This window comes from Nocardiopsis lucentensis DSM 44048 (genome assembly GCF_000341125.1).
GTDB lineage: Bacteria > Actinomycetota > Actinomycetes > Streptosporangiales > Streptosporangiaceae > Nocardiopsis > Nocardiopsis lucentensis.
Genome location: NZ_ANBC01000940.1, coordinates 1 through 2,544, shown reverse-complemented (window position 1 = coordinate 2,544; position 2,544 = coordinate 1). Strand labels below are relative to the sequence as shown.

Annotated in this window: 2 protein-coding genes; both read right to left on the bottom strand. The window is 70.0% G+C overall.

What is annotated here, in order from left to right:
* Positions 1 to 113 precede the first annotated feature (113 nt).
* Positions 114 to 905, bottom strand: a complete 792-nt coding sequence (gene istB, locus D471_RS0132125; RefSeq protein ID WP_026128286.1) for an IS21-like element helper ATPase IstB — start codon at positions 903 to 905, stop codon at positions 114 to 116.
* Complete coding sequence (gene istA, locus D471_RS0132120; protein WP_017602407.1) at positions 905 to 2,413, bottom strand: IS21 family transposase; 1,509 nt, start codon at positions 2,411 to 2,413, stop codon at positions 905 to 907. Before istA ends, istB begins: the two co-directional genes overlap by 1 nt.
* Positions 2,414 to 2,544: the final 131 nt, after the last annotated feature.

Sequence of the window (2,544 nt, the reverse complement as noted above, 5' to 3'; positions counted from 1 at the left end):
TGTCAATGGCCAGTGTGTTTTCCCCGCAGGCGGCCAGTAGTTCTCCCCACTGACGGCCAGGCCGATCTCCCCAACGGCGGCCAGATAAGTCCCCGCCGTGGTGGTGTCCGAGGTCAACTCAACGCCTTCACCCCCGCTCCCGAGGTCGCCTGAGCAAGCCGGAAACTGTCACCCTGGGTCACCACGACATGGGCGTGGTGCAGGAGCCGGTCAACCGTCGCGGTCGCCAACGTCTTGGGCATGATCTCGTCGAACCCCGACGGGTGCAGGTTGCTGGAAACCACCAACGACCTGCGCTCATAGGCGGCGTCCACCAGCCTGTAGAACCCCTCGGCCGCATCGACCGAGACCGGTAGCAGCCCGATATCGTCGACCACGATCAAGTCCGCGCGCAGCAGCCGTGTCACGGCCCTGGCCATGGAGTCGTCCGCCCGGTGCCTGCGAACCAGCACCCCCAGGTCCTCGATGGTGTGCCAGGCCACCGTCATCCCCGCCTCGACCGCGGCGTGCCCCAGCGCCTCGCAAAAGTGCGACTTGCCCGTTCCCGAGGGCCCGCAGATACTCAGGTTCTCCCGCCTGGCCACCCACTCCAGCGTCTTGAGCGCGTCCTGGGTGGGTCGGGCGATGCAGGAGGCGGTCTCGTCCCAGTCCCCGAACGTCTTGCCAGTGGGGAAGTTCGCCCGCTTGCGGCGGGTGCGCAGGTTGGTCTGGTCGCGTCCAGCGGCTTCCTCGGCCAGCAGGACGCGGACCACCTCGGCTGGGTCCCACCGCTGCGCCTTGGCGGTGGGGATCACGTCGGCCATGGCCTTGCGCAGGTAGGGGAGCCGCAACCGGCGGGTGAGCTCGACGGCCTCGGCCATCGGCTCGGCGTGCGGTCCGGCAACGGTGCGGATCGGGGTGCTCATCACTGCTCGCTCTCGTCGTCGCGGGGCAGGCCGAAGGAGGACCAGGCCGAGGTGCCCGGCTGCAGGCTGTGGTCCTCGCTGGCGCGGGTGGGCTCGGCGGCAGGGCGTCCGGCCTGGTGGGCCAAGATGGCGATCAGGTCGTTCTCGGCGAACCGGCCCGCGATCGCCGCGGTCCCCAGCGCCCGGTCAACCTCGGCCGGAGTGTGCAGCTTGGCCAGAGCGACGGCCTCGGCCATCTTGGGCTTGATCCGGCGGGTGCCCACCGAGGCGGCTTCGACCAGCCAGGACGCGGCTCCGGGCCCCAGGGTCAGGAACGCGGCCTCCTCGGCGCTGTGGGCTCTGGGGGTGCGGTCGCCTTCCTTGTCGCCCCGCTCGGGGTAGTGGTCGTCGCTGATGCTCGGGTTGCCCGGGGTGGAGCGCCCGTGGCGGGCCACCTCCTCGGGGCCGCGTTCGCCGACGGCGGTGACGATCAGCTCCTCGCCGTGGAAGCGGGCCCAGACACGGGTGTCGACCAGGTGGTGGGGGACGGAGTAGCGAACCCCCTCCACCGAGATCGTGCTGTCCCAATTGACCCGCCTTGTGGTGCCAAACGCGATGGTGAACGGTTCGGCGGGCAGCGGGTGCAGCCGGGTGCGCTCCTCGGCCAACGCTTCGGTGGGACGGCGGCGGGTTTCCCGGTGGATCCGGTCGTTGACCTGGTCGGTGAAGGCGCGGCAGGCGGTTTCCAGGTCGCCGAAGGTGCGGAAACCCTCGGCCAGGTTGACGTCGGTGGGCACCAGGTCGGCCTTGGCGATGCGCACTGTGGCCTCCGATCCGCCCTTGGTCTGCGGGTCGGCCGGGACGCAGGTGCGGATCGTCATCCCGTAGTGGCGGGCGACCTGCACGATCTCGGGGTTGCGGACCGCGATCCCGGCGATGTGGGCTTCGGTGACGGTCTTCTCGTTGTCGGTGAGGGCGTAGGCGGGCACCCCGCCGAGTCGGCGCAGGGTGGCGTCCAGGCAGGCGACCACGGTGGGCAGGGTCTTGTCGAAGACCGGGATGATCACGCGGTAGCGGGACCAGGCCAGCCAGGCGCACCACAGGTGGGTGCGCCGCCCCCGGATCTTGGGGCCTTCTCCCCAGTCCCACTGCATCCACAGGCCTGGTTCGGGGATCCAGGGCCGGAACACCCGCCGTTTCCCGGCCCGGTAGCGGTCCTTGACCTGGGCGACCACCCGCCGGGTGGTGCGCTCGCCGCCGGTGAAGCCCATCGCGGTGATGCGCCGGTGGACGACATCGGCGCGGACCCTGCCTTGGGAGCGGTTGACGAGTTCCTCGATCTTGTCGAGGTAGTCGTCGATGGGGCGGGCGCGGTGGGTGCGCTGCTCGGGGCTTTGGCCGGTCTCGCGGAGTTTGACGTAGCGGGCGACGGTGTGGTGGTCGCACCCGGCCAGTTCGGCCGCCGCCCGGTAACTCCCGGTGAGGTCGTAGGCCTCCAGGATTTCCATGATCTCCCTGCTGCTCTTCACCCGGTCAACCCTCGCCGACCGGTGTTTGTCCTGGTCAGGCGGGGAGGTATCTGGCCATCAGTGGGGAGTGTCGTGGCCGTGGGCGGGGCCTTAAGTGGCCGCCTATGGGGAGTATCTACTGTCCGCTGTCA

Coding starts and splice junctions, on each gene's coding strand:
- istB (WP_026128286.1), bottom strand. CDS start 905: ATGAGCACCCCGATCCGCACCGTTGCCGGACCGCACGCCGAGCCGATG.